Origin of the sequence: Pseudomonas sp. WMBT8, assembly GCF_050916005.1 — a bacterium.
GTDB lineage: Bacteria > Pseudomonadota > Gammaproteobacteria > Pseudomonadales > Pseudomonadaceae > Aquipseudomonas.
In genome coordinates this window covers 5,286,412-5,311,960 of the sequence record NZ_CP188096.1, presented here as the reverse complement: position 1 = coordinate 5,311,960, position 25,549 = coordinate 5,286,412, and the positions used below count along the sequence as shown (strand labels likewise).

Sequence of the window (25,549 nt, the reverse complement as noted above, 5' to 3'; positions counted from 1 at the left end):
GTTGGAACAGGTTTGGAACGGATAGCGGTCATCGACTTTGAAACCACCGGCATCTCGCCGAGCAGCAGTTGCCGGGCCACGGAAATCGCCGTGGTCATCCTGGAGCAGGGCCAGATCGTGGACCGCTACCAAAGCCTGATGAACGCCGGCGTACGCGTGCCGGGGTTTATCGAGCAACTGACCGGCATCAGCAACGCCATGCTGCGCAGCGCACCGCCGGCCGAGCGGGTGATGAACGAGGTCAATGAATTCGTCGGCACTACACCGCTGTTGGCGCACAACGCCGCGTTCGACCAGAAGTTCTGGGACTTCGAACTGGGCCTGATCCGCCGCACCCGCCTGCAAAAATTCGCCTGCTCGTTGCTCCTGGCCCGCCGGCTGATGCCCACGGCGCCCAACCACAAACTCGGCACCCTGACGTCCTACGCGCAACTGCCCCACACCGGCAAGGCTCACCGGGCGATGGCGGATGCGGAAATGGCGGCCAACCTCACCGCCCACCTGGCCCAGGAACTACGCCGCACCCACGGCTTGCGCGAGCTGTCCCATGATCTGCTGTGCAGCTTGCAGAAAGTACCGGCGGCGAAGATCACTGATCATCTGAAGAAACATCGCGGGTTCTGATCCCAATCCTGAGAACAACCAAGATCACGCTGTGGGAGCCGGGCTTGCCCGCGATGGCGCCCGCTCAGGCACCGCCATTCTTCCCCTCCAAATGCCCCAGCGGCACCCGCCGCGCTATGGCGCTCGACAAGATGATCGAGGTCTTGCTGAAGCCGAACTTCGCCACCCGGTTGATCAGGTTTTCCAGTTCCGGCATCGAGCCCACCGCCGCCTGCATGATCACGCATGGGTCCCCGGTGACTCGGTGGCATTCGGTCAGCTCGGGGATTTCTGCCAGTGCGTCGTACACCTTCTGGCTGCCGTTGTTGGTCAAGCGCAGTTCGATCGTGCACTGGATCGGCAAGCCGATCTTGGACAGGTCCACTTTGGCCTGGTAGCCGGTGATCACGCCGCTGGCTTCCAGCTTGGCCACGCGCTCGGCCACGGCGGGGGCGGAGAGGTTTACGGTGCGGGCCAATTGCGCGTAGGTAGCGCGGCCATCCTCCAGCAGGGCGCTGAGGAGCATGCGGTCGTACTTGTCCATGATAAGGCTCTGGCAATAGGGGGCTTTCGAATACAAGGCTTATAGCCCTGATAACCATGATTTGAAAAGTGTATGGGCGCTTTAAACAGGTTTTGTAACTTATGTTTACGGGCGTGGATTCCTAAAATAGCGATCCCTTGTCCTGCCGCAGAGCTGCCCATGCCTGGCCCACGTCGTTTTCCCTTACCGTTGATCGCCGCTTTTTTTGCGTTGTATGTGATCTGGGGTTCCACCTACCTGGTGATCCGCATTGGCGTGGAGTACTGGCCGCCGCTGATGCTGGCGGGGATTCGCTTTTGTACGGCGGGGGCGCTGATGTATGGCTACTTGCGCTGGCGCGGGGTGCCGGCGCCGACCTGGGCGCAGTGGAAAGCCGCGGGCATGATCGGCATCTTGCTGCTGACCTTCGGTAACGGCGCGGTGAGTGTGGCTGAACACACCGGCGTGACCTCCGGTGTCGCCGCGCTGGCGGTGGCGACGGTGCCGTTGTTCACCTTGCTCTGTGGATATTTCTGGGGCGCGCGTAATACCCGTCTGGAGTGGGCCGGGGTGATTCTGGGAATGATCGGCATCGCCATGCTCAATATGGGCTCCAACCTGCAATCGAGCCCGCTGGGCGCTGGTTTGCTGTTGTTCGCCGCCGCTTCCTGGGCTTTTGGTTCGGTATGGAGCCGGCACTTGCCGTTGCCGCAGGGCGCCATGGCCAGCGCCGCAGAAATGCTGATCGCGGGCGTGGTGCTGTTGATCGGCAGCGCGCTCAAGGGTGAGCACCTTGACGCGATGCCCCCGGTGGAAGGCTGGCTGGCCCTGGCTTACCTGACCGTATTTGGCTCGATCATCGCCTTCAACGCTTATATGTACTTGCTCAAGCACGTGCGTCCGGCAGCGGCCACCAGCTATGCCTACGTCAACCCGGCAGTGGCGGTGTTGCTGGGGATTGTGTTCGTGGGCGAGACCATCGGCCTGGAAGAAGCCCTGGCGATGCTGGTGATTATCAGCGCCGTGTTGCTGATCAGCCTACCCCAGTGGCGCAAGCCGAAGCCGGAAATAAGGTAAACTGCCGCGCATTACGCCCTTGCGCTGAATTTTTCCTACGGTAAACACATGACTTTCGCCACACTTGGCCTGATCGAACCCTTGCTGCGCGCCCTCGAGGCGCTTGGCTACCAGACCCCGACGCCGGTGCAGGCGCAAGCCATTCCGGCGGTGCTGGCCGGTCGCGACCTGATGGCTGCGGCCCAGACCGGCACCGGCAAGACCGCCGGTTTCGCCGTGCCGCTCCTGCAACTGCTGACCCTGGAAGGGCCAAAAGTCACCGCCAACTCGGTGCGCGCGCTGATCCTGTGCCCAACCCGCGAGCTGGCCGAGCAGGTTCACGCCAGTGTTGCCCAGTACGCTGAACACCTGCCCCTGACCACTTACGCGGTGTATGGCGGCGTCAGCATCAACCCGCAGATGATGAAGCTGCGCAAGGGTGTCGATGTGCTGGTGGCCACGCCTGGCCGGCTGATCGACCTGTTCCGCCAGAACGCGCTGAAACTCAATCAGCTGCAAACCCTGGTGCTGGATGAAGCCGACCGCATGCTCGACCTGGGCTTCTCCGAAGAGCTGGCGAATATTTACCGCATGCTGCCGAAAAAGCGTCAGACCCTGCTGTTTTCCGCGACCTTTTCCGATGATATCCGCCTGCTGGCCGGGCAGATGCTCAATGACCCGTTGAGCATCGAAGTCAGCCCGCGCAACGTCGCCGCCAACACTGTCAAGCAGTGGGTGGTGCCGGTGGACAAGAAGCGCAAGGCCGAGTTGTTTGTGCACCTGATGCGCAAAGGCAAATGGAAACAGGTGCTGGTGTTTGCCAAGACCCGCAATGGCGTGGATGCGCTGGTAGATAAGCTACAAGGCTTGGGGATCAATGCCGACGGCATTCACGGCGACAAGCCACAAGCCACGCGCCAACGTGCGCTGGATCGCTTCAAGGCCAGCGATGTGCAGATCCTGGTGGCCACCGATGTGGCAGCTCGTGGCCTGGATATCGAAGATTTGCCGATGGTGGTCAACTTTGACCTGCCGATCGTTGCCGAGGATTACATCCACCGTATCGGCCGCACTGGCCGGGCCGGCAACACCGGCGAGGCGATTTCCCTGGTATGTGCCGATGAAGTGAACATGCTCTCGGCCATCGAGATGCTGACCCGCCAGACCCTGACCCGCAAAATGGAGCAGGACTTCGAACCGGAACACCGAGTGCCGGACACCGACGCCAGCGGCCAGGTGGTGAAGAAGCCGAAAAAACCGAAGAAGCCCAAGACCTCCGGTGGTGGCGGCAAGCGCAACCTGGGCAAGTGGGTGGAGAGCGGTGACGTTGCGGCAGAGCCATCGATCAAGCCGGTGCGCAAGGTGCCTGTGTTTAATACCGGGCCGCGTAAGAAGAAGTAACTTCTTTGGCGCCTGTCAGGGCCTCATCGCAGGCAAGCCAGCTCCTACATTTTGATCTGTGAATACGTTCAAATGTGGGCGCTGGCTTGCCTGCGATGGCGGACTGGAACTCACCGCAACTATCGGCGCTGGAGCCACTCCAGCATGCCCCGCCCCGCCGCCCGCCCGCTGGCAAAACACCCCGTCAGCAGATATCCGCCCGTCGGCGCCTCCCAGTCCAGCATCTCGCCGGCACAAAACACCCCCGGCAATTGCTTGAGCATCAAACGCTCATCCAAAGCTTCAAACGGCACGCCGCCTGCGGTGCTGATGGCTTCGTCCATTGGCCGGGTTTTCACCAGGGTCAACGGCAGAGCCTTGATATCGCCGGCCAATTGCTGCGGGTCGTTGAAGTGTTCGGCGGGCGCCAACTCGCGCAACAGCGCGGCCTTTACCCCATCCAGGCCCAACTGGCTGTGCAAATGCTTGCTCATCGAACGTGAGCCGCGAGGCTTGGCCAGTGCCGCCTGCACCTTATCCAGCGGCTTGCCCGGCAGCAGGTCGATATGCACGGTGGCTAAGCCTTCGCGGTTGATCCCTTCGCGAATCGGTGCCGACAGGGCGTAGATCAAACTGCCTTCGATACCCGTGGCGGTGATCACGCATTCACCCCACCGAGGCTTGTCATCCGCAAGGCCAATGGCGACGTTTTTCAACGGCGCGCCGGCGAATTTGCTCACCATCAATTCGCTCCAGGCTGACACCTCGAAGCCGCAATTACTCGGCTGCAGCGGGGCGTAGGGCACGCCTTGGTCTTCCAGCAACTTGAGCCAGGCACCGTCCGAACCCAGGCGCGACCAGCTGCCGCCGCCGAGGGCCAGTAGCACGGCATCGCTGTGGACAGTTTTTTCGCCCTCCGGGCTGTGGATAATTAAGCCGCCGTCGGCACTCCAGCCCAGCCAGCGATGGCGGGTGTGGATAACTACCCCCTCGTCGCGCAGGCGCTTGAGCCAGGCCCGTAGCAGCGGTGCGGCTTTCATATCGGTAGGGAATACCCGGCCAGAGCTGCCGACAAAGGTTTCAATGCCCAAGCCATGGATCCATTCGCACAACGCCTCGGCACCGAATTGGCGCAGCAAGGGGGCAATGTCCGACGCACGTTCAGCGTAGCGTGAGAGAAATGCCGGGTAGGCTTCAGAGTGGGTGATGTTCATGCCACCCACGCCTGCCAGCAGGAACTTGCGCCCCACCGATGGCATGCCGTCATACAGTTGCACCCCAACCCCGGCCTGGCTCAGGACTTCGGCGGCCATCAGCCCGGCGGGGCCGCCGCCGATGATCGTGACGTGAAAAGGTTGGGCTGGGATCTGGGGCATGGGGGTGACTGCGGTTCGGCGAAGTAGGGCGAGCATTCTACCCGAGGACCGCCAAACTGCCTGATCAAAAAACGTACACCTTCCTACAAGCTATGCGACGCCTGGCTTACAGGCGGTTACGCTCAAGTTATCCACAGGCCGTTCCACAGGCATTGTGGGTAACGCCCACGTTTCAATGACAACCTGATGACGTCCACACCCGCTGTGCACTGTGGTGCAGGATGCCGTGGCGGCGGGCCAGGGCGTGGCGGTCCTTGCTGTAGCCGCCACCGATCACGCCCACCACTGGGATGTCGCGGCCCAGGCAATGGCGCATCACGCTTTCGTCACGGGCGGCGACGCCGGCGTCTGTCAGCTTGAGGTAGCCGAGGGCGTCGTCCTTGTGCACATCCACGCCCGCGTCATACAGCACCAGGTCGGGCTGATACAAAGGCAGCAGGTAGTTGAGGGCATCGTCCACCACCGTGAGGTAGTCAGCGTCGCCCATGCCCATGGGCAGGGGGATGTCCCAGTCGCTGGTGGCCTTGCGCGCCGGGAAGTTCTTTTCGCAGTGCAGGGACACGGTAATGGCATCCGGCGTGTCGTGGAGGATGCGCGCGGTGCCATCACCCTGATGCACGTCGCAGTCGAAGATCAGTACCCGGTTGACTCGGCCGCTGGCCAGTAGGAAATGGCTGATCACGGCCAGGTCATTGAAGATACAAAAGCCCGCCGGGTAATCGTAATGGGCGTGGTGGGTGCCCCCTGCCAAGTGGCAGGCCAGGCCGTGTTCCAGGGCCTGTTCGGCCGCCAGTAGCGAACCGCCGACCGCGCGCACGGTGCGTCGGGCCAGGGCTTCGCTCCAGGGCAGGCCCAGGCGCCGTTGGTCTTCGCGGGACAACTCACCGCTCATGTAGCGTTCGATATAGCCAGGGTCATGGGCCAGGGCGAGTACTTCGGCCGGGCACAACTGGGGGCGCAGCAGTTGGCTGTCCTGGGTCAGGCCGCTGTCGACCAGGTGATCGCGCAGCAGTCGGAACTTGTCCATGGGGAAGCGATGATCCGCCGGGAACTCGGGGCTGTAGTCGTCGTGGTAGATCAGTGGCAAAGGCATGGCAATTTCTGACAGGAACCAGCGAAGGATCTTAACAGCGCTGTACACTCACGCACATGGCAAGGGAGGGGAACGATGGAGCCGATACTGGAGTTGGAAAGCGCGCGCCTGGTGCTGCGCCAATGGCGCGACAGCGATTTGCCGGCGTTTGCCCGGATGTGCGCCGACCCGCAGGTGATGCGCTATTTCCCGGCCCCCCTGGACCGCCTGGAAAGCGCGGCATTGATCGGGCGAATACGTGGTCATTTTGCCGAGTATGGGTTTGGCCTGTGGGCCCTGGAGCGCAAGGACAGCGGCGAGTTTATCGGCCTGACGGGCTTGATGAATGTCGGCTTTGAAGCCGGTTTTACCCCGGCGGTCGAGATTGGCTGGCGCCTGGCCCGCGAGCACTGGGGCCTGGGTTTTGCCAGTGAGGCGGCCTGGACTGCACTGCGTTGTGGGTTTGACCGTTTGCAGTTGGAGGAGATCGTGGCGTTCACCACCGAGGCCAACCTGGCGTCGCAGAAAGTCATGCAGGCCATCGGCATGCATTACGATCCGGCGGCAGATTTTCAGCACCCAAGGCTCGCGGCGGATGATCCGCTGCGCCATCATGTGCTGTACCGCATCACCCGCGCCCAATGGTTGGATACGCTGCACGGATAGGCAGGCCGCCCGATGTTATTACCCGCCGCAGCCAAGACTGCGCGGTTTTGCCCTGTGTGAGGAGAATTTGAATGAGCCAAGTGTTGGAAGATCTGGTCGACTTGCTGACCCTGGAACCGATTGAAGAAAACCTCTTTCGCGGCCGCAGCCAGGACTTGGGCTTTCGCCAACTGTTCGGCGGCCAGGTATTGGGCCAGTCGCTGTCGGCAGCCAGCCAGACCGTCGAAGAAGCGCGGCATGTGCATTCGTTGCACGGCTATTTCCTGCGCCCTGGGGATGCCGGGCTGCCGGTGGTCTATCAAGTGGACCGGGTACGCGACGGTGGCAGCTTCAGCACGCGCCGGGTGACGGCGATCCAGAAGGGCAACCCGATCTTCACCTGTAGCGCCTCGTTCCAGTACGACGAAGAAGGCTTTGAGCACCAGACCACCATGCCGGTGGTGGTGGGCCCCGAGAACCTGCCATCGGAGCTGGAGCTGACCCAGCAGCGGGCGCACCTGATCCCCGAGGCCATGCGCGAAAAACTGCTGTGCCCCAAGCCGATCGAAGTGCGCCCGGTGACCGAAAAAGACCCGTACAACCCGCAGCCGTCCGATCCGGTCAAGTATGTGTGGTTCCGCGCCGATGGCGCCCTGGCCGATGCGCCCGCGCTGCATAAATACCTGCTGGCCTACGCCTCGGACTTCGGCCTGCTGACCACCTCGCTGCTGCCCCATGGCAAGACCGTGTGGCAGAAGGACATGCAAGTGGCCAGCCTTGACCACGCCTTGTGGTTCCACGCCGACCTGCGGGCCGATGACTGGTTGCTGTACGCCATGGACAGCCCGTGGGCCGGCAATTCCCGTGGGTTCTCCCGTGGCAGCGTGTACAACCGCGCCGGCCAACTGGTGGCCTCGGTGACCCAGGAGGGCTTGATCCGCCATCGCAAGGATTGGGCATGAGCCTGGCGCACGTTAAGCACTGGGTGTTTGATATGGACGGCACCCTGACCGTGGCCGTGCATGACTTTGCGGCGATCCGCGTGGCCCTGGATATTGCGCCTGCCGATGACATCCTCACCCACCTGGCAGCATTGCCGGCGGCTGAGGCGGCGGCCAAACATGCCTGGTTGCTGGAGCATGAGCGCGAACTGGCGCTGGGCTCGGTAGCGGCCACAGGCGCGGTGGAGTTGGTGCGCGACCTGGCGGCACGGGGCTGTCGCCTGGGGATCCTGACGCGCAACGCCCAGGAACTGGCGCACATCACCTTGAAAGCCATCGGCCTGGCGGACTGTTTTGCCGTGGAAGATGTGTTGGGCCGCGACGACGCACCGCCCAAGCCGGATCCCGGTGGCCTGTTGAAGCTGGCCCAGGCCTGGGAGGTGGCGCCCGCCGAGATGGTGATGGTGGGGGACTATCGCTTTGACCTGGATTGCGGGCGGGCGGCGGGGGCGCAGACGGTGTTGGTCAACGTTCCCGAAAACCCATGGCCGGAATTGGCCGATTGGCATGCCAAGGACTGCGCGGCATTGCGCCAGATGATCTAGCCAACCCCCCACAAATCACCGGTAGGAGCTGGCTTGCCAGCGATAACGGCGGGTCAGCCAATACAGATGTTGACTGATCCGTCGCTATCGCAGGCAAGCCAGCTCTTACATTTTTGATTAGGGGGATCAGTGGAACACGGCCTTCTGCCCCTCGGGCGAGGTGAACATCTTGTCGCCGTCATGCCCAACCCCTGGCACTTCAACCAACCTCTGGCTCAACTGCGGATGCCGCAGCTTGAGGTAGTCAAAATAGTTGTGCCCACGAATCAGCCGATAAGCCCCCTGGGTCTCGGCCGCGCAGCTCTTGTCCAGGGCCGGGTGGTTGGGGTCGGTATCCTGCTGGCCCAGCAGGTAAGTGATATCGCGCGTGACGTAGGCTTTTTCCAGTTGCTGGGGGCTTTGGCCATTGGCGTAGGCCGGCAGCTTTTGCATGCCGTACTTCCAGTCATTGAAGTCCGGGCAACTGGCCGGGGCAAACTGCACCGGGCGTTGCGGGCTGAAGTAGGCGTAGGACGACGGGTTGGCGATCACATAGCGCAGGCTGATCCCCGCCGCTTGCAGCGCCGGGTGGTCATGGCCGGTCAGGGCAAAGCGCTGCACCACCTGCCCGCCACCGGAATGCCCGGCGACCACTATTTCCTTGAGGGCCGGGAACAGCTTGCGGTTGCCCAAGTGCTTGATGATCTGGTCCAGGGCGCCGTAGGAACTGATCTGGCCATGGCCGATTGACGCCTCGCCAGCCATCCACCCATTGCCATGCCAGCGCAGCACACTATCGCCCAGGTGATGGCGCTGGATATCGGCCGCGTTGAGAAACTGTGGCGCGATTACCAGGGTATTGGCACTTTGCCCGGCATGGGCCGCTGCGTCTTCGGCGCTTTTGAGGTAGGTCTGGGCGTTGCGCAGCCGGCCATGCACGATGATCAGCGCGCGGGTTACTTGCGGCAGCGGCTGGCCCCAGTCCTGGCTCAGGCCCAGGCTCAGGTCGCCGGCTTGCAGGGTGAAACGTTCGGGGCTGACCACCTTGACCGCCTGCCCGGCGGCGAAGGTGGTGGCAGAGCAGGTGACCATCAAGCCCAGCAGCCATGCGGATCGTCTGTTCATTTAAAGACTCTTGGCCGAAAACGTATCGCATTGGCTGATCTGGCCCTGGGCAAAGCCAGTCTTGAACCAGCGGACCCGCTGCTGCGAGGTGCCATGGGTGAACGAGTCGGGTACCACGCGGCCCTGGCCCTGTTGCTGCAGGCGGTCATCGCCGATGGCGTTGGCGGCGTTCAGTGCTTCTTCGATGTCGCCCGGTTCCAGCCAGTTCAGGCGCTTTTGCGCGCGGTTGGCCCAGACTCCGGCGAAGCAGTCGGCCTGTAGTTCCTGGCGCACCAGCAGGCCGCCATCGCCTTGCATCTGCCGGCCTTGCTGGCGCGCGACCTGGATCTTCGACGAAATCCCCAGCAGGGTCTGCACGTGGTGGCCGACTTCGTGGGCAATCACATAGGCCTGGGCAAAGTCGCCAGCCGCCTGGAAGCGTTGGGACATTTCCCGGAAGAAATCCAGGTCCAGGTAGACCTGCTGGTCGGCCGGGCAGTAGAACGGGCCGCTGGCGGAGGTCGCGCCACCGCAGGCGGAATTCACCCGGCCACGGAACAGGATCAACTTGGGATTCTTGTAGGCCAGGCCGTTTTCCTGGAACACCTGGCCCCAGGTGTCTTCGGTGTCGCCCAGCACGGCGCGTACGAAGTCTGCCTGCTCATCATTGGCGGGCGGTGCCTGGCGTGTTTGCGGGCTGACCGAAGGGGCCTGCTCGGTCATCTGGCCGCTCAGTTGCCCGAGGATCTGCATCGGGTCCTGGCCGGTGAGTAGGCCGATGCCGACGATCAGTACGATGGCGGTCAGGCTCAGGCCCTTACCGCCGCCAAAGCGCATGCCGCCGCCACCGCCGCCGTCATTGCGCGCGTCGACCACGTTGTCGCTGCGTCGACCCTTTTTCCATAGCATGGGGCAATCCTCTTGATGTACCTGTTTGCACCGCGTTTTTATAGGAGCCGGCTTGCCGGCGATGGTCGTCAACGATGATGTTGGCTACCTGACGCCCCGCGCGCTAAATCGGCCGCTATCGCCGGCAAGCCGGCTCCTACAGTGGGGGTTGTGATTGAGTATGGCCGTTATTCGCGGCAATACCCTTCGCCCGTATTGACCACCAGGCAATCTTTTTTATCTGCCAGCCATTTCAAGCCAGTGGCTGCGCCGTCGCCGGCACGCAGCATCTGCGGGCCGTCCGGCCGGTTGAAGGTGATGCCGTCTTCGCTGGCCTCACCTTTAAACGTGCCGGAGGCGTCGGCATCCAGGCCGTACTGCATGCTCAGCAGGTAATGCCCGCGACCGATGCTGTCGTCCTTGCTGACGGTCAGGTGCAGGCCTTCGACGCCGATCCACTTGCCGACCCATTTGTCGGTGGGCGGGGTTTGCGGCACCAGGGTCGCCTGGACCGATGGCGGTGCGGGCTTCGGGGCCTCGGGGGCTTTATCGCAGGCGTTGAGCAGGGCGAGGGTCGAAAGGAGCAACAGGTTTTTTTTCATCGGGGATTGGCCTTGGTTAAAAAGCCTGCAATGGCAGGCTGGCGTGCAGCGTTGGACTGGGTTTGGGCGAATTAGTGCGCTGATCGCCCGCTGTTTGGTTATGCTCTTGAGACCGATGCACCACCCGCTCTAGATTAGCGCGTTGAGTGCCACTGCTTGCGGCGGTCATTTCAGCCTGTCACGCACGAGAATTCAATGACCCTCAGCACCCCTCTTTCCGGCGTCAACCATCCCTTCAAGGGCATCGTGCTGATTGTGCTGGCGACGTTTTTGTTTTCCAGCCACGACGCCTTGTCCAAATACCTCGCCGGCTTCTATCCGATCGTGATGGTGGTGTGGGCCCGCTACATGGTGCATACGCTGCTGATGGCGGGGATTTTCCTGCCGCAATCGGGCCTGCGTGTGCTGCGCAGCAAGCGCCCGTTGTTGCAGGTGGCCAGGGCCTTGTGCCTGTTGGGTACCAGCCTGTTTTTCACCGCAGCCCTGCATTACATCCCGCTGGCGGAGGCCACGGCGGTGAACTTCCTCGCGCCGATCCTGGTGACGGCCCTGTCGGTGCCGCTGCTGGGCGAGCATGTAACGCGTGGCCAGTGGCTGGCGGTGATCTGCGGGTTTGTCGGGGTGATCATCATCGTGCACCCGGGCGGTGAGTTGTTCACCCCGGCGGTGTTGTTGCCATTGGTCTCGGCGTTGTTCTTCTGCTTCTACCAACTGCTGACCCGCATCCTCAGCCAGTACGACAGCCCGACCACCAGCAACTTCTTCGCCGGCCTGTGCAACACCCTGGTGATGAGCGCACTGGTGCCGTTTTTCTGGCAGGTGCCGAGCCTGGGCCACGGCCTGCTGATGCTGGCGCTGGGCACCTGCGGGATGACCGCGCACTTGATGCTGACCCAGGCCTTCCGCTTTGCCGCGCCGGCCTTGCTGGCACCGTTTGGCTATTGCCAGATCGTGTTTGCGGGGTTGTTGGGCTGGCTGGTGTTCAATCACACCCCGGACCTGACCACGGTGGTCGGGATCGGGGTGATCTGCCTGAGTGGCTTGGCCGCTGCCTGGCAGCAGCGGCGGCGTTGAGTCACACCGCGACGGTGGGGATCTTGCGCGGCGCCATGAAGTACATCCAGGTCAGGGCGATGAAGTACATCGCCGGGATCAGGGTGAACAGCACGGTGTAGTTGTTATGGGTCACGGTCAGGATATGGCCGACGATCTGCGTCATGAACATCCCGCCGATAGCCGCGCACATCCCGCCAAAGCCAAACACCGTGCTCATCATGTGCTTGGGCGTGTAGTCCATCACCAGGCTCCAGATGTTGGCAGTCCAGGCCTGGTGCGCGCCGATGGCCAGGGAGATGGCAAACACCGCGACCCACAGCTGGCTGGAACCTGCGGCCATGATCACGCCGACGATGCAGCAGGCAAACAGCAGCATCGACAGCAAGCGCGCCTTGATCGGCTGCATGCCGCGCCCGATCAGGAACGAGGACAGAATCCCGCCGCCCACACTGCCGAAGTCCGCCGTCAGGTAAATGATGATCAGCGGGATACCCATCTGCGTCACGTTGATCCCCAGGTTGTATTGCTGGTTGAGGAACGGCGGCAGCCAGTACAGGTAGAACCAGAACACCGGGGCGGTCAGGGCATAGGCAATAGCGAAGGCCCAGGTGCCGCGCATGCGCAGGATGCGGCTGAAAGGCACGCGGGGCTGTTCCGGCTCGATTTCCTGTTGCACGTAGTCCAGTTCTGACTGTTTTACGCTCGGATGGTCTTCCGGGTTGTAGTACTTCAGGCCCCAGAACACCAGCCAGATCCCACCCAGTGCCGCCATGCACAAAAAGGCGGCCTGCCAGCCCCACACATGCAGCACCAGCGGCAGCAACATTGGCGTGAGCATGGCGCCGACGTTGGTGCCGGCGTTGAAGATCCCGGTAGCCACTGCTCGCTCGCCGGCGGGGAACCACAGGCGGGTGGTCTTGACGCAAGCGGGGTAGTTGGCCGCTTCGGTCAGGCCGAGGATAAAGCGGCAGACCATAAAGCCTACCGCCGAGGTCGCCAGGCCGTGGGCGCCGGTGGCGATGCTCCACAACAGCACTGCGCAGAAGAACACGCGCTTGACGCCGACCCGATCGATCAACCGGCCTTGCAACACAAAACCAATGGCGTAGCCGACCTGGAACCAGAAGTTGATGTTGGCGTAGTCCATCGCCGTCCAGCTCATCTCCTTGGCCAGGATCGGTTGCATCACGCCCAGGGCGGCGCGGTCGATGTAGTTCAGGGTGGTGGCGAAAAACACCAGGGCCAGCATGCCCCAGCGGGTTTTGCCAACGGCGAGGGCGCCGCGAATCTTGTCGCCAATGGCCGCTTGCGGGTTGCCGGGGCGCGGGGCCACGGCGGAATTTTGCGAAGGCATGAGAGGTACCCGTTTTTTGAAATTTTTATGGTGTGTTCTGGGTCTTGATCACAGGTAGGCGCCTTGAGAAAACGGCCCTGGATGCGCAATCGATGGTGCGCAGTGGCTAAAAAATCGTCAATTCGCCAATCGCCATTGTGTTCGATAATCGCCCATAAAACTAACCGGTTGGTACATTTTAAATTGCTGCTTTATCGCGCGCGGCCAATAATTTGCCGCAAACAAGACCAGCCTTCATTGCCGGGAGTCACCCCATGCAACGTTCCATCGCCACTGTTTCCTTGAGCGGCACCCTGCCGGAAAAGCTCGAAGCCATTGCTGCGGCCGGGTTCGATGGGGTGGAAATCTTCGAGAACGACTTGCTGTATTACGACGGCAGCCCCCGTGAAGTGCGGCAGATGTGTGCCGACCTGGGCATTGCCATCACCTTGTTCCAGCCGTTTCGCGACTTTGAAGGATGCCGCCGTGAACGCCTGGCGCGCAACCTGGAGCGGGCCGAGCGCAAGTTCGACCTGATGCAGGAGCTGGGCACTGACCTGGTGCTGGTGTGCAGCAATGCCTCGGCGGATTCCACGGGCGAGCATTCGATCCTGCGTGATGACCTCAGCCTGCTGGCCGAACACGCTGGGCGTCGTGGCTTGCGCATTGGCTATGAAGCCCTGGCCTGGGGCCGGCACGTCAATACCTGGCAACAGGTGTGGCAACTGGTGCGGGAGATCGATCACCCGAGCCTCGGGGTGCTGCTGGACAGTTTTCATACCTTGTCGCTCAAGGGCGATCCGGCGGCTATCGCCCAGATCCCTGGTGACAAAATCTTCTTCGTGCAAATGGCCGACGCGCCGATCCTGGCCATGGACGTGCTGGAGTGGAGCCGGCACTTTCGCTGCTTCCCTGGCCAGGGCGAGTTCGACCTGCCGGGTTTTCTTGCGCCGATCATCCAGAGTGGCTACACCGGGCCGCTGTCCCTGGAGATTTTCAACGACGGCTTTCGCGCCGCGCCCACCCGGGCCAACGCGGCGGATGGTTTGCGCTCGCTGCTGTACCTGGAAGAGAAGACCCGCCAACGCCTGGAGCAGCAGGCCGCGCCGTTGGATATCCTGTTCGAGACCCCGGCCGCCAGCGAGTACGACGGTATCGAGTTCCTGGAGTTTGCAGTGGATGAAAACCTCGGCGCCCGGCTGACCCAATGGCTGCAACGCCTGGGCTTCGTCAAGGCCGGGCAGCACCGTTCCAAGAGTGTGAGCCTGCTGCGCCAGGGTGATATCAACCTGATCCTAAACTGCGAGTCGTACTCCTTTGCCCACAACTTTTTCGAGGCCCATGGCCCGTCGTTGTGCGCCACGGCGATTCGCGTCAAGGACAGCGCCAAGGCCCTGGAGCGGGCGGTGGCCTACAAGGGCCAGCCTTATCGCGGCCTGGTCGGGCCCAACGAACTGGAGCTGGCGGCGGTGCGTGCGCCGGATGGCAGCCTGATCTACCTGGTGGACCAGCATGCCGGCGGGATCTACGACACCGATTTCAACCTGCAAGCGTCCAGCACCAGCGGCGGCGGCTTGCTGCGCATCGACCATATGGCCATGGCTTTGCCGGCCGACAGCCTCGACAGTTGGGTGCTGTTCTACAAGAGCCTGCTGGATTTCGAGGCCGACGATGAAGTGGTGCTGCCGGACCCTTATGGCCTGGTCAAGAGTCGGGCGCTGCGCAGCCGCTGCAGTTCGATCCGCCTGCCGCTGAATATTTCCGAGAACCGCAATACGGCAATTTCCCACGCGCTATCGAGCTACCGTGGCTCCGGCGTGCACCACATTGCCTTCGATTGCGCGGATATTTTCGCCGAAGTCAGCCGGGCCAAGGAGGCGGGCGTGCCACTGCTGGATATCCCGCTCAACTACTACGATGACCTGGCAGCGCGTTTTGATTTCGACGATCAGTTCCTCAGCGAACTGGCGTACTACAACGTGCTGTACGACCGTGACGCCCAGGGCGGTGAGCTGTTTCATGTGTACACCGAACCGTTCGAAGGGCGGTTTTTCTTCGAGATCATCCAGCGCAAGAACGGCTACGCCGGCTATGGCGCGGCCAATGTGGCGGTACGCCTGGCAGCCATGGCGAAGTCACGCAGCGGCGCGGTGCGCCAGGCCAAGTTGTAGGGCGTTGGCGCTTCCTTCGTGAGACGCGGCGGCCCATAATCACGGCCTGCATAAATGGCCGTGAGCGCACCATGACCCCGACGTCCGAACTGCCCGACGCCCCCCTGGCGCCGCGCAAGAGTCGCAAGAACAACCCGGAAAAAACCCGCGAGAACATTCTGCAAGAGGCCATTGTCGAGTTCGTGCAGCAGGGGCTTTCCGGGGCGCGGGTGGACGCCATCGCTGAGCGCACCCACACCTCCAAGCGCATGATCTATTACTACTTCGGCAGCAAGGAGCAGCTGTACGTCGAGGTCCTGGAAAAGCTCTACGGTGATATCCGCAACACCGAAACTCGGATGAACCTCACTGAACTGGAACCCCGTGAAGCGATCCGGCGCCTGGTGGAATTCACCTTCGATCACCACGACCAGAACGTGGATTTTGTGCGGATTGTCAGCATCGAGAACATTCACAACGCCGAGTATGTGAAACAGTCGGATGCGATCAAGGCGATGAACAGCAATATCCTGGAGGCGTTGGGCGCGACCTTGCGCCGGGGCGCGGAGCTGGGGGTATTTCGCGCGGGGCTGGAGCCGCTGGATGTGCATTTGCTGATCAACTCGTTCAGCTTTTACCGGGTGTCCAACCGCCATACCTTCAGTGAGATTTTTCAGATCGAATTGTCGGATGAAGCGATCAAGCAACGGCATCGCGCGATGATCTGCGAGTCGGTGCTGCGTTACCTACAGGCCTGATCCACCGCCGAATTCAATGTCGTGCGGGCTTGTGTGGGAGCTGGCAAGCCAGCTCCCACATTAGGATCCGGTTTCTACAGTGAGGTATTCATGTATTGGAAATGATCGAGCATCCTTTGTGCATCTGCTTTCTCACCACTGAACAACTCAAAGGCCTTCACCGCCTGGAACACCGCCATATTCCCTCCATCCAGCGTGCGGCAGCCCAAGGCCCGGGCGCTGCGCAGCAGCTCGGTTTCCAGCGGGAAGTAGACGATTTCCGCGACCCACAAATCTGCGCGTAGCAACACGGCTGGCACTGGCATGCCCGGCAGCTTGGCCATGCCCATGGGCGTGGTATTGACCAGCCCGTCAGCCGCCGCCATCGCGCTGTCCAGATCACTGGCGGCATGCGCGCGGCCGGGGCCGAAATGCTGGTTGAGGTTATCCGCCAGGCTTTGCGCGCGCCCATGCTCCACATCGAAAATACTCAACTGCCCGACACCTTCGGCCAGCAGCGCATGGGCCACTGCCGCGCCCGCGCCACCAGCGCCCATCTGCACCACGCGCTGGCGCGCAGCCTCATGCAGGCCACGGCGAAACCCTTCGGCGAAACCCAGGCAGTCGGTGTTGTGACCGATGCGCTTGCCATCGCGCCAGACCACGGTGTTGACCGCGCCGATGCCCCGGGCTTCGGGCGACAGCTCATCGAGCAGCGGCAGGATCACCTGCTTGCACGGGTAGGTGATGTTCAACCCGGTGAAGTTCATCTGCTCGGCGGCCTTGAGCAGCTCGGGTAGGGCGCTGTTGTCCAGTTGCAGCGGGTCCAGGTCGATCAGTCGATACAAGTAGCGCAGACCCTGGGCATCGCCTTCCTGCTCATGCAGGGCCGGCGTGCGGGACGCCTGGATGCCGGCGCCGATCAGGCCGGCAAGAATGCGCGGTTTCATTTGAGCTCCCGACTGAAATGTTCGAGGGCCAGGTGATAACCGTGGCTGCCAAACCCGGCGAGCACGGCCTTGGCGATAGGGGAAACAAAGGAGTGATGGCGGAAGGGTTCACGGGCATGCACGTTGGACAGATGCACTTCGATCACTGGCAGTTCACTGGCCACCAGGGCGTCGCGGATGGCCACCGAGGTGTGGGTCCAGGCCGCCGGGTTGATCACAATCCCGGCGCACCGGGCGCGGGCGCCATGAATCCAGTCCAGCAACTCGCCTTCGTGGTTGGTCTGGCGAAATTCCAGTTTCAGCCCGAACTGTTCGGCACTGCGCCCACATAGCGCGGCGACGTCAGCCAGGGTCTCGTGGCCATAGGTGGCGGGTTCGCGGGTGCCGAGCAGGTTCAGGTTGGGGCCGTTGAGGACCAGTACGATAGGCGGCATGGGGATGTCTCCACTGTTGTTTTTATTGATGGAGACAAAATGTACTGAATGGTTAATTTGGTCAATTGGCCAGGCGCCATGCCGTGGATAACCGTTCGATTATCGAACGCTGAATACGGCCTGCCGGTACTGCCCAAGAGTTGATATCAATTGAAAATCATTCTCGACAACGCTTAAGATGCCCGCCTGTTTCCTTTACATCCCCAGGGAGTCGGTTTGTCGGACGTGGATCTCAAGGGCCTGTTTCTCAAGCATGCCGATACCCTGCGCCGGTATTTGCTGCGCAAGGTACGGGACCCTCAGTTGGCTGCGGACCTGGTGCAGGAGAGCTTCCTGCGCCTGGCGCAAAAGCCGTCCAGCGAGCGGATCGACAACTCCCAGGGTTATCTCTACCGCACGGCGAGCAATCTTTTGATCGACCATATCCGCCAGGAGGCCCGGCGCAAGACCGACTCCGTGCCCCATGAGGCGTTGGCCGAGATTGAAGATGAAGTGGCCGGGTTGGAGGCTCAGGCAATGGCGCAGCAACAGCGACAGGCATTGAAGCAGGCGTTGGCGGAACTGCCGGAGCGCACCCAGCAGATTTTCCGCCTCAACCGCGTCGAGGGCATGACCCACGCCCAGGTTGCGCGGCATCTTGAAATTTCCGACAGTTCAGTGCAAAAGCATCTGGCCAAGGCACTGGCGCATGTCATGCAGCGTTTGCGGGAGGGCGATGTGACGCCGTCCGACGAATGATTTACTGAAAAAACGCTGCTCAAACGTCACTGTTTCATACAACGAGAATTCGAGACTCACACGTGAATAGCCAGGAGTCGCAACAGCCCAGCATTACCGAGGTCGCCGCCGATTGGGCGGTGCGCCTGCATGCGGGCGGGCTGGGTGTGCAGGAACACGCCGAACTGCAACGCTGGATTGCCAGCGACAGCCGCCACGCCGCGGAACTGGATTTTGCCCGGCAGACCTGGGCGGCGCTGGGTGATTTGCCAACAGATACGCCCGTGCATCGCCAGCGCCCGCCGTCGGCAGGCATGCCACTGCGCCGCGCCCAGCGTCGGCGGCCATGGCGCGTGGCCGCAAGTGTCGCGCTGTTGCTGGTGGTCGCCGGTGTTGGCTGGGTGCAGGCGCCGCAAGCCTTGCTGCAGATGCAGGCCGACTACCTGACCGCCAAGGGCGAAGTGCGCATGGTGCGCCTGGCGGACGGCAGTACCGTGGAGCTGGATTCCTCCAGCGCCATCCGCCTGGATTTCGACGGCGAGCAGCGGCGGATCAGCCTGCTGGCCGGCTCGGCGATTTTTGACGTGGCGCCCATGGTCGGGCAGGAAACCCGGCCGTTCGTGGTGCAAAGTGCCGGCGGGCAAACCCGGGCCCTGGGCACGCGTTTTGTGGTCGGCCGCGAGGCAGACGACCAGGCGTGGGTGGGCGTGCTGCAACACAGCGTGGCCGTGACCCAGCAAGACCAGCCGCAAACCACGGTCCTCGAGGAGGGGCAGGCCGCCCGCTACAGTGCGCAGGACGGTGTGAAAGGCCTGCCCGGCTTCGACCTGGCGCGGGCCACCAGTTGGCGGCGCGGAGTGCTGGTGTTCGACCGCCAGCCGCTGGCCAAGGTGGTTGCAGAGCTCAATCGCTACCGCCCCGGGCGGGTGGTGCTGCGCAATGCCGAGCTGGGCAAGCGTGAAGTCAGTGCGGTGGTGCGCCTCGACATGCTGGACAAGGCGCTGGGCACCTTGACCGAAGAGCTGCAGGTGCGACGCTTTGATCTGGCGGGCGTCAGCCTGATCTACTGACATACGCAAACCTCCCTGTGAACGGGCGCTTTTGTGTGGGCGCTGGCTAGCCTGCGATAGCATCACCTCGGTCTACCTGGTAGACCGAGTTGCCTGCATCGCCGGCAAGCCAGCTCCTACACAAGCCCGCATTCCTGGCTGATCTTCAAACAATTTTCAGAAACACTTACTGAGTCTCTATCCCTGACGCGTCTTGCTAATCGAGAAGTATTCGCATAAACAAAAAACGCTCAGCGAAGGGATCACAACGATGTCTGCAATCACCAAAGGGCGCGTCACCGGCAGCCGGTTGGCCCTGGCCATTCACTTGGGTCTGTTTGCCAGCGCCGGGCAGGCCTACGCCGCCGCCCCGGTGGCCGGCGCTTCGCAGCCTGCGACGCTGATGTTCGATGTTCCCGCCCAACCCCTGGGCGGCGCGGTCCTGGCGTTTGCCGACCAGGCTGGTTTGCAGGTGCTGTTCGATAGCCCGCGCCTGCAAGGCCTCAGCAGCACCGCGCTGAAGGGCCAATACAGTGTCCAGGAAGGCCTGGGGCGTTTGTTGGGCAGTGCGCCGGTGGAGTATCGCTTCACCGGCGAGCGCCAGGTCACCCTCAATCGCGTCAATGTCGAACAGGACAACGCGTTGACCGTCGGCACCACCACCATCAACGCCAACACCAACGGCAAGCCCAGTGACTGGGTGTATGAAACCCCGCGCTCGGTGGCGGTGATCACCCGCGAGCAGATCGACAAGCGCCCACCCCGGCACGCCGCCGACATGCTCGAGGAAACCGCCGGTGTCTACACCGCCGTCAACCAGCGTGACCCTGGCTTGTCGGTGAATATCCGTGGGGTGCAGGACTATGGCCGGGTCAATATGAACATTGACGGCATGCGCCAGAACTTCAACGTCAACGGCCACCAGCAGCGCAACGGCACGATGGTGATCGACCCTGAATTTATCTCCAGCATCGAGATCGACAAAGGCAGCCAGTCGGGCATGGGCGGTGCGGCGGTGCTCGGTGGTATTGCGTCATTCAAGACCCTGGACGCCAGCGAGTTCCTGGCCGATGGCAAGGAGTACGGCGGGCGTCTGCGCGCGGGTAATGGCATCGGCAAACTGGGCAATGGCACCCACTTCAATGGCAGCGGTGTATTTGCCTTTGGCGATGAGCGTGGCGATGTGCTGCTGGGTTACAGCGAGCGGCATTTCGGCGACTACCACGCCGGCACCCACAACGACCAGAAGCTGGGCACCAACCTGCGCGCGCGCAAGTATCAGCCCGAGGCGTTTGACGATTGGTTGAACAGCGAGGTCGGCGATATGGGCAGCGTGACTCGCTCGCAGATCGTCAAACTGGGCTTGAACCTGCCCAATGACCAGCGTGTGCAACTGAGCTACCTGCAAAGCGACAGTGACAGCAACGACGCCTGGGCCTATACCGCCGACGATGCACAAAGCGTTTACTACCGGCGCGTGAGCAAGAACAACCTTGCGGCCAAGAACGTCGCGCTGGACTACAGCTACACGCCAGACAACCCGCTGATCGATTTCAAGGCCAAGGCGTATTACGTCAGCACCCAGTTGGAGCGCACCAATGCGCCAAACCTGTCGTCACCTGGTACGGGCAACGAGGTTGGCGGCTACACCGATCACTTCCAGACCGATACCTGGGGCCTGCAAGCGGACAACACCTCGCGCTTCGATTTCGAGGCGCTGGGCCGGGTCAAATGGAACTACGGCCTGGAGATGTACCAGGACCAATTCAAGCCGCGCACCAACAAGGTCGAGGCGCTCAACCTCCAGGGGCTGCTGCCGTATGTCGAAGGCGACACCCCGGGCGGTAAACGCACCATCGCCAGCTTGTTCAACAACCTGCAATACGAATATGGCAACTGGCTGACCCTGGATGCCGGCCTGCGTTACGACCGCTACCGGCTTGAAGGCAAAACCGGGATGACCCTGTACAAGCGCGACCGTTTCTACAACAGCCTGGTGGGCGCCAAGCGTGTGGCCGAGGTGTTTGATATCGATAATGAAGAGGGGCACTTCTCGCCCACCTTCGGCATCGGCGTCAAGCCGGGGCTTGAGTGGATGCAACTCTATGCGCGTTGGGGCAAGGGCTGGCGCCCGCCGGCGGTCACGGAAACCTTCATGACCGGTCGCCCCCATGGTGGCAGCTCGGCAGAGCGGGTGTTCCCCAACCCGTACCTTAAGGCTGAAGAGTCGCGGGATTGGGAAATGGGCGTCAACGTGTTCAAGGAAGGGCTGTTTTTCAACGACGACCGCCTGGGCATGAAGGTCGCCTACTTCGATACCAAGATCGACAACTTCTCGTTCCTCAACCACAGCGTCAGCTTGCCAGATACCAGTGTCGGCGGTTTTCTCGGAACCATGGCCTACGTCAACAACACCGGCCCGACGCGCTTTCGCGGTATGGAGTACCAGCTCAACTACGACATGGGCCGGGCCTACGCCAACTTGAGCTACACCCATATGATCGGCAGTAACGACTTCTGCTCGAAGAACTACTACATGGGCGGAGCCAAGACCAGCGGGCCGCGGACTACGCGGATCGAGTCCTACATCCGCCCGGACGGGCGCCCCGGCATCCGGCCGGTCACTACTTATGAAGTGCTGGATGATGACGTTGCCAACAACAAGGAAAGTTGCGGGCGGATCATGGGCAACGCCACCTATATGCCGGCGGATCGCGGCTCGGTGACGTTGGGCGCGCGGTTCCTGGAAAAACGCCTGGATACCGGCGTGCGGGTGCGCTACAGCTCGGGCAACGGTGCCAACCTCAACCAGCAGGGTTATGACTTTATCGACCAGGCGCTGTGGCCGCAGTACACCCTCTACGACCTGTATGCCAGTTACTGGATGACCGACCACTTGAACCTTGGCCTGGCCCTGGAAAACGCCACCGATGAAGCCTATTTCGTGGCCATGGGCGACGCCAACAACCTCAGCCTGGCGCGGGGCCGTACGTTGAGCGGGATGCTTGAGTACAAGTTCTGAGCAAGGTGCTCCAGCCTTCCGGCCCTGGCACTTAGAAGGCGCCGCCAAGTCGGCCGCCGCCCGCGCCAATGGCAAGCAGGGCGGCCGGCCACGCAAGGAGCAATGATGCACAGCCGGGGTAGCGGGCTTATGTGGGAACGGGCTTGCCCGCGATTACGGTGGGTCAGCCAGATAGATTTTGACTGATACACCGCAATCGCGGGCAAGCCCGCTCCTACATTTTTCCAGATCTGCAGGGACCGAGGGTTTAGCGCCGGGTCAGCAGCACGCCCGATTCCATATGGTGGGTCCACGGGAACTGGTCGAACATCGCACACCGGGTGATGCGGTGCGTGTCGTGCAGTTGCGCAATGTTCGCCGCCAGCGTTTCCGGGTTGCAGGAGATGTACAGGATGTTCTCGAAGCGCCGGGTCAACTCGCAGGTGTCCGGGTCCATGCCTGCGCGGGGCGGGTCGACGAAGATGCTGGCGAACTCATAGCTCTTGAGGTCGATACCGTGCAGGCGTCGGAATGGCCGCACTTCGTTCAGGGCTTGGGTCAGTTCTTCGGCGGACAGGCGCACCAGGGTGACGTTATCCACCGCGTTTTCATCGAGGTTGCTCAGGGCGGCGTTGACCGAGGTCTTGCTGATCTCGGTGGCCAGCACTTTGCGCACGCGGGTAGCCAGGGGCAGGGTGAAGTTGCCGTTGCCGCAATACAGCTCCAGCAGGTCATCACTGCGATCGCCCAGGGCGTCATAGGCCCAGTTGAGCATCTTCTGGTTCACCGTGCCGTTGGGCTGGGTGAAGGCGCCTTCGGGCTGGCGATAGCTGAAGGTGCGACCGCCGACATCGAGTTTCTCCACCACATAGTCGTGGCCGATCACATCGCGCTTGCCCTTGGAACGGCCGATGATGCTGACGTTCAGGTCGGCCGCCAGCTTGTTGGCAGCGGTGTGCCAATGCTCATCCAGCGGGCGGTGATAGCACAGCGTGATCATCGCATCGCCGGCCAGGGTGGTGAGGAACTCCACCTGGAACAGCTTGTGGCTCAGGGCGGCGCTGGCTTGCCAGGCGGCCTTGAGTTGCGGCATCAGCTGGTTGATGCGCAGGCTGGCGATGGGAAACTCTTCGATCAGGATCGGCGTGCGCTTGTCGTCCTGGGAGAACATCGCGTAGTGGCGCTGACCGCCTTCGCGCCACAGGCGGAACTCGGCGCGCAGGCGGAAGTTCTGCAGGGGCGAATCGAATACCTGTGGCTCGGGCGCATCGAACGGCGCGAGCAGGTCACGCAAGCGCGTGACCTTTTCTTGCAGTTGCAGGGCGTAACTTGCTGCGTCAAAAGTCATGCGGGGAACCAGCCTAGCTTGATCACGAACAGGATCGACAGGATCACCAGCGCTGGGTTGAGTTCACGGTAGCGGCCTGTCAGCAGCTTGATACCGGTCCAGGCGATGAAGCCGAAGGCGATGCCGTTGGCGATGGAGTAAGTGAAGGGCATCGCCAGGGCGGTGATCACCACCGGCGCGGCAACAGTAATATCGTCCCAGTCGATTTCCGCCAGGCCCGAGGTCATCAACACTGCGACAAACAGCAGCGCGGGTGCGGTGGCAAATGCCGGGACGCTGGCCGCCAGCGGCGAGAAGAACAGCGCCAGCAGGAACATGATCGCGACCACGATGGCGGTCAGGCCAGTGCGGCCACCCGCACTCACGCCAGCCGCCGACTCGATGTAGCTGGTGGTGGTCGAGGTACCCAGCAACGAACCGGCCATGGCCGCAGTGCTGTCGGCAATCAGGGCGCGGCCCATTTTCGGCATGTGGCCGTCCTTGCCCATCAGGCCGGCGCGCTTGGCGACGCCGATCAGGGTGCCGGAGTTGTCGAACAGGTCAACGAACAGGAAGGCGAAGATCACGCTGATCAAGCCCACGTCCAGGGCGCCGGCGATGTCCAGTTGCAGGAAGGTCGGGGCCAGGGACGGAGGCATCGATACCACGCCGCCGAATGGGGTGACGCCGAGCGCGATGGCGGCGATGGTCACCGCGAGGATGCCGATCAACACCGCGCCGCGCACTTTCAAGGCTTCCAGGGCCACGATCAGGAAGAACCCCAGGGTGGCGAGGATGGGTGCGGGTTTGGCCAGGTCGCCCATGCCCAGCATGGTCGCCGGGTTGCTGACCACGATGCCGGCGTTATGCAGGGCGATCAGCGCCAGGAACAGGCCGATACCGGCGGCAATCGCCGAGCGCAGGGGCAGGGGGATGGCATTGATGATCCATTCGCGGATGCGGAAGATCGACAGCAGGAAAAACAGCACGGCGGAGATAAACACCGCACCCAGCGCCACTTGCCAGGTATGGCCCAGGTGCAGGACCACGGTGTAGGTAAAGAAGGCGTTCAGGCCCATGCCCGGCGCCAGGGCAATCGGGTAGTTGGCGATCAGGCCCATGATCGTCGAGCCGATGGCCGCCGCCAGGCAAGTGGCGACAAACAGCGCGCCCTTGTCCATGCCGGTCTCGCCGAGAATGCTCGGGTTGACGAACAGGATGTAGGCCATGGCCAGGAATGTCGTGATACCGGCGAGAATCTCGGTACGCACGTTGGTGTTGTGTGCCTTGAGTTGAAACAGCTTTTCCAGCATGCCTGCTCCCTGTGGCGCGCTCGGCGCCGTGATTTGTTGACCTCAAAGTCAAAGCACAAACTGCGCCAAGCGCCGCGTGTTTTCTACAGAGGATCGGAAAAAGCGGCGCATCATACCAGCAGGTCGACGGCCTGTGGCGCCCAGCCTCGGTTTTGTTGAGTGTGGCCTTGAGGCATACTCCGTCGACGTTCAGTCCAGGGTCATCCAAAGCATGAAAAAAGCCATCGCGTGGAGTCTAGCTCCGTTCGCCTGTATCGGCCTGTGGCTGGCGGCGGCACCGGCGTGGGGCGCGCCTGCACCGGCCTTGAGCGAGGTGCGGGTATTCCAGGTGCAGTCCCAGGCGTGCAAAGAGTCCATCGCCGAGGGCGTCGACAGCACCCGGCAGTGCCAGCACCGTGGGCCGACACAGGTCTCGGTGATGGAAGTGGGGCTGGGCAATAATTCCATCGCCACCTTTGATGGAGCGCGGCTTGCGGGGCAAAAGACCGCGATCTGCCAGGTCGGCTCCGTCAGCCAGGCCTGCAATGGCGCTGGCACATTGATGGGCTACATCTATGTATTTGACGTGGATATCCGCGCCGCCGGTTGGTTCGAGTACAGCAACACATCGATCAATGCGCCGCGCAACACCCTGAAGACTCAGCTGCGCATCCAATGATGGCCCCCTGTAGGAGCCGGCTTGCCGGCGAAAATCGTCAACGATAAAGC

Annotated in this window: 24 protein-coding genes; 13 read left to right on the top strand and 11 right to left on the bottom strand. The window is 62.2% G+C overall.

Annotated features, from left to right (window positions below; genetic code table 11):
• Positions 1 to 12: 12 nt before the first annotated feature.
• Complete coding sequence (locus ACO77H_RS24165; protein WP_169951154.1) at positions 13 to 624, top strand: 3'-5' exonuclease; 612 nt, start codon at positions 13 to 15, stop codon at positions 622 to 624.
• A 64-nt stretch (positions 625 to 688) separates the two neighbouring features.
• Here the strand turns inward: ACO77H_RS24165 and ACO77H_RS24160 are convergent, their stop codons facing one another.
• On the bottom strand, positions 689 to 1,147 hold the full coding sequence (locus tag ACO77H_RS24160) for an Lrp/AsnC family transcriptional regulator (RefSeq protein WP_169951152.1): 459 nt from the start codon (positions 1,145 to 1,147) through the stop codon (positions 689 to 691).
• Positions 1,148 to 1,306: 159 nt separating this feature from the next.
• On the opposite strand from ACO77H_RS24160, the gene yedA reads away from it, so the two are divergent.
• On the top strand, positions 1,307 to 2,203 hold the full coding sequence (gene yedA / locus ACO77H_RS24155) for a drug/metabolite exporter YedA (RefSeq protein ID WP_170041683.1): 897 nt from the start codon (positions 1,307 to 1,309) through the stop codon (positions 2,201 to 2,203).
• A gap of 48 nt (positions 2,204 to 2,251) precedes the next feature.
• The gene (locus ACO77H_RS24150) at positions 2,252 to 3,583 is read left to right on the top strand and encodes a DEAD/DEAH box helicase (protein ID WP_169951146.1); all 1,332 of its coding nucleotides are present in this window, start codon (positions 2,252 to 2,254) and stop codon (positions 3,581 to 3,583) included.
• Positions 3,584 to 3,702: 119 nt separating this feature from the next.
• On the opposite strand, the gene ACO77H_RS24145 is transcribed toward ACO77H_RS24150, so the two are convergent.
• Both ACO77H_RS24145 and ACO77H_RS24140 read right to left on the bottom strand, forming a co-directional pair.
• Positions 3,703 to 4,938 (bottom strand): TIGR03862 family flavoprotein, encoded by a 1,236-nt coding sequence (locus tag ACO77H_RS24145; RefSeq protein WP_432754658.1) that lies wholly within the window; start codon positions 4,936 to 4,938, stop codon positions 3,703 to 3,705.
• 172 nt (positions 4,939 to 5,110) lie between these two features.
• Positions 5,111 to 6,031: a histone deacetylase family protein gene (locus ACO77H_RS24140; protein WP_169951142.1), complete on the bottom strand. Its 921-nt coding sequence runs from the start codon at positions 6,029 to 6,031 to the stop codon at positions 5,111 to 5,113.
• Between the two features lie 75 nt (positions 6,032 to 6,106).
• Between ACO77H_RS24140 and ACO77H_RS24135 the strand changes: the two genes are divergently transcribed.
• From ACO77H_RS24135 to ACO77H_RS24125, 3 genes are all read left to right on the top strand, one after another.
• Positions 6,107 to 6,676 carry a GNAT family N-acetyltransferase gene (locus tag ACO77H_RS24135; RefSeq protein ID WP_169951140.1) on the top strand — a complete coding sequence of 190 codons (570 nt, stop codon included), beginning with the start codon at positions 6,107 to 6,109 and terminating at the stop codon, positions 6,674 to 6,676.
• A gap of 71 nt (positions 6,677 to 6,747) precedes the next feature.
• On the top strand, positions 6,748 to 7,617 hold the full coding sequence (gene tesB / locus ACO77H_RS24130) for an acyl-CoA thioesterase II (protein ID WP_169951138.1): 870 nt from the start codon (positions 6,748 to 6,750) through the stop codon (positions 7,615 to 7,617).
• Positions 7,614 to 8,201 (top strand): HAD family hydrolase, encoded by a 588-nt coding sequence (locus ACO77H_RS24125; protein WP_169951136.1) that lies wholly within the window; start codon positions 7,614 to 7,616, stop codon positions 8,199 to 8,201. Before tesB ends, ACO77H_RS24125 begins: the two co-directional genes overlap by 4 nt.
• Positions 8,202 to 8,327: 126 nt before the next feature.
• On the opposite strand, the gene ACO77H_RS24120 is transcribed toward ACO77H_RS24125, so the two are convergent.
• From ACO77H_RS24120 to ACO77H_RS24110, 3 genes are all read right to left on the bottom strand, one after another.
• Positions 8,328 to 9,305, bottom strand: a complete 978-nt coding sequence (locus ACO77H_RS24120; protein WP_432754657.1) for an alpha/beta hydrolase — start codon at positions 9,303 to 9,305, stop codon at positions 8,328 to 8,330.
• On the bottom strand, positions 9,306 to 10,193 hold the full coding sequence (gene ypfJ / locus ACO77H_RS24115) for a KPN_02809 family neutral zinc metallopeptidase (RefSeq protein WP_029292172.1): 888 nt from the start codon (positions 10,191 to 10,193) through the stop codon (positions 9,306 to 9,308). It abuts the gene before it with no gap.
• 167 nt (positions 10,194 to 10,360) lie between these two features.
• On the bottom strand, positions 10,361 to 10,774 hold the full coding sequence (locus ACO77H_RS24110; protein ID WP_432754656.1) for a hypothetical protein: 414 nt from the start codon (positions 10,772 to 10,774) through the stop codon (positions 10,361 to 10,363).
• Between the two features lie 195 nt (positions 10,775 to 10,969).
• Here ACO77H_RS24110 and ACO77H_RS24105 point away from each other — a divergent pair, with 195 nt between their 5' ends.
• Positions 10,970 to 11,848 (top strand): DMT family transporter, encoded by an 879-nt coding sequence (locus ACO77H_RS24105; RefSeq protein WP_432754655.1) that lies wholly within the window; start codon positions 10,970 to 10,972, stop codon positions 11,846 to 11,848.
• A gap of 1 nt (position 11,849) precedes the next feature.
• On the opposite strand, the gene ACO77H_RS24100 is transcribed toward ACO77H_RS24105, so the two are convergent.
• The gene (locus ACO77H_RS24100; RefSeq protein ID WP_172312280.1) at positions 11,850 to 13,184 is read right to left on the bottom strand and encodes an MFS transporter; all 1,335 of its coding nucleotides are present in this window, start codon (positions 13,182 to 13,184) and stop codon (positions 11,850 to 11,852) included.
• Between the two features lie 254 nt (positions 13,185 to 13,438).
• Between ACO77H_RS24100 and quiC the strand changes: the two genes are divergently transcribed.
• Positions 13,439 to 15,334 (top strand): 3-dehydroshikimate dehydratase QuiC, encoded by a 1,896-nt coding sequence (gene quiC / locus ACO77H_RS24095; protein ID WP_432754654.1) that lies wholly within the window; start codon positions 13,439 to 13,441, stop codon positions 15,332 to 15,334.
• Positions 15,335 to 15,405: 71 nt separating this feature from the next.
• Positions 15,406 to 16,071 carry a TetR/AcrR family transcriptional regulator gene (locus ACO77H_RS24090; protein WP_432754653.1) on the top strand — a complete coding sequence of 222 codons (666 nt, stop codon included), beginning with the start codon at positions 15,406 to 15,408 and terminating at the stop codon, positions 16,069 to 16,071.
• Between the two features lie 74 nt (positions 16,072 to 16,145).
• Here the strand turns inward: ACO77H_RS24090 and ACO77H_RS24085 are convergent, their stop codons facing one another.
• Positions 16,146 to 17,000: a shikimate dehydrogenase gene (locus ACO77H_RS24085; RefSeq protein WP_432754652.1), complete on the bottom strand. Its 855-nt coding sequence runs from the start codon at positions 16,998 to 17,000 to the stop codon at positions 16,146 to 16,148.
• Positions 16,997 to 17,434 carry a type II 3-dehydroquinate dehydratase gene (aroQ, locus tag ACO77H_RS24080; RefSeq protein WP_032861827.1) on the bottom strand — a complete coding sequence of 146 codons (438 nt, stop codon included), beginning with the start codon at positions 17,432 to 17,434 and terminating at the stop codon, positions 16,997 to 16,999. The genes ACO77H_RS24085 and aroQ overlap by 4 nt, the downstream gene beginning before the upstream one ends.
• A gap of 216 nt (positions 17,435 to 17,650) precedes the next feature.
• Here aroQ and ACO77H_RS24075 point away from each other — a divergent pair, with 216 nt between their 5' ends.
• The 3 genes from ACO77H_RS24075 (at position 17,651) to ACO77H_RS24065 (ending at position 22,222) form a co-directional block, all read left to right on the top strand.
• Positions 17,651 to 18,172, top strand: a complete 522-nt coding sequence (locus tag ACO77H_RS24075; RefSeq protein ID WP_032861829.1) for an RNA polymerase sigma factor — start codon at positions 17,651 to 17,653, stop codon at positions 18,170 to 18,172.
• A 62-nt stretch (positions 18,173 to 18,234) separates the two neighbouring features.
• Positions 18,235 to 19,221 carry a FecR domain-containing protein gene (locus tag ACO77H_RS24070; RefSeq protein WP_170056691.1) on the top strand — a complete coding sequence of 329 codons (987 nt, stop codon included), beginning with the start codon at positions 18,235 to 18,237 and terminating at the stop codon, positions 19,219 to 19,221.
• 250 nt (positions 19,222 to 19,471) lie between these two features.
• On the top strand, positions 19,472 to 22,222 hold the full coding sequence (locus tag ACO77H_RS24065; RefSeq protein WP_432754651.1) for a TonB-dependent hemoglobin/transferrin/lactoferrin family receptor: 2,751 nt from the start codon (positions 19,472 to 19,474) through the stop codon (positions 22,220 to 22,222).
• A 247-nt stretch (positions 22,223 to 22,469) separates the two neighbouring features.
• On the opposite strand, the gene trmA is transcribed toward ACO77H_RS24065, so the two are convergent.
• Entirely contained in the window at positions 22,470 to 23,549 is a 1,080-nt protein-coding gene (trmA, locus tag ACO77H_RS24060) for a tRNA (uridine(54)-C5)-methyltransferase TrmA (RefSeq protein ID WP_169951114.1), read from the bottom strand.
• Positions 23,546 to 24,841: an NCS2 family permease gene (locus ACO77H_RS24055; protein WP_169951112.1), complete on the bottom strand. Its 1,296-nt coding sequence runs from the start codon at positions 24,839 to 24,841 to the stop codon at positions 23,546 to 23,548. Before ACO77H_RS24055 ends, trmA begins: the two co-directional genes overlap by 4 nt.
• A 211-nt stretch (positions 24,842 to 25,052) precedes the next feature.
• Between ACO77H_RS24055 and ACO77H_RS24050 the strand changes: the two genes are divergently transcribed.
• Complete coding sequence (locus ACO77H_RS24050) at positions 25,053 to 25,499, top strand: DUF4879 domain-containing protein (RefSeq protein WP_170041695.1); 447 nt, start codon at positions 25,053 to 25,055, stop codon at positions 25,497 to 25,499.
• The last annotated feature ends 50 nt before the right edge of the window (positions 25,500 to 25,549 follow it).